Genomic DNA, 1,223 nt, shown 5'->3' on the forward strand with positions numbered 1-1,223 from the left:
GGTTGGGTCCGGGGTGGAGCGGGTGACCGTCGCGTCCGGAGCGGCGGCGTGCGTGGCCGCGTCCGGGGTGCGGCCGCTCGTCGTCGCGTCGTGGGGACTGTCGACCGCGGCCGAATCCGGAGTGGTGCGGCTACGCGGCACGTCGCGGGTGCCGTCAGCAGTGGCCGGGTCCTGGGCGCGACCGCTCATCGTCGCGTCCCGGGTCTCGCGCGACACCGGGCTGGTGGCCTGGCCCGACGCTCCGCCCGTCGCGTGGTGCGACGCGGCGCTTGCCGGCTCGTCCGGTGACGTATTCGCCGCCTGACCCGGCGCTTTGCTCGTTCCCTGGTTCGGTGCCGCGTCGGCCGCCTGGGCGGACGCCTCGGTTATCGCCGGGTGCGGCGCCCTGCTCGGCGCCGGGGTCAGTGCAGCGTGTCCCGCTTCGCCCGGTGCCGTGCCGGTCGCTGGCGCGGAGGTCTCGCGCGTCGCCGGGCGCGGCGCTGCGCTTGTCGCCTCGCCAGGCGTCGCGTGCGGTGCCTCCGATGCCACCTCCGCGGGCATGCCCGATGCCGTGCTCGTCGCCGCGTGCGACAGCGCATCCGTCCGCGACGCGACACCCGCGGGTGGCTTCGACGCGGCACCCGCCGACTGCCCGGCACCGGAGTCCTCGTCCCCTGCGCCGCCGTTGGCAGCGTCCCGCGCACCGGCGTCATCCGGGGCACCCCGCGTCAGACCGACCGCGATTTCCGGGCGACCAGCCTCGCCGCCACTCGTCGTGCCCGCGCCCATCGGCTGGGGGACGCCCATGTCGCCGGTCGTGGTCCCACCGTCCACCCGCGTCGGCGCAGCACCCGCGGCATCCGCCCGCGGCACAACACCCGCGTCGCCCGCCGGCGTGCCCCCGCCGCTCGGCTCGGACGCAGCTCCCGCGCTACCCACCGCCGTGCCCCCGCCGCCCGGCTCCGCCGCAGCGCCCTCGTCTCCGGTCGCACCGTCGCTCACCGACCCGGCGCCGGCGCCGCGGCCCCCCTCGCCTCTGGCCGCACCATCCTCCGCCGCCCCAGCGCCTCCGCCGCTCTCCGCCGACACCGGCTCGTCGCCGCCCGCCGAGGACTCCGTACGTGCCGACGTCTCACCGCTCGCCGACGCTCCCGTACGTGCCGATGTCTCGCCTCCCGCCGACGCTCCCGTACGCGCCGACGTCTCGCCTCCCGCCGATGCCCCCGTACGCGCCGACGCCCCAC

1 protein-coding gene is annotated in these 1,223 nt (G+C 78.0%); it reads left to right on the top strand.

The genetic code is table 11. The features are described 5' to 3' along the window. Positions 1–304: hypothetical protein (locus tag G5C51_RS42085; protein ID WP_206314898.1), on the top strand; the 304-nt coding region annotated here is incomplete at its 5' end. Between the last annotated feature and the right edge of the window lie 919 nt (positions 305–1,223).

Origin of the sequence: Streptomyces coryli, from assembly GCF_011044975.1 — a bacterium.
Classification (GTDB): domain Bacteria; phylum Actinomycetota; class Actinomycetes; order Streptomycetales; family Streptomycetaceae; genus Streptomyces; species Streptomyces coryli.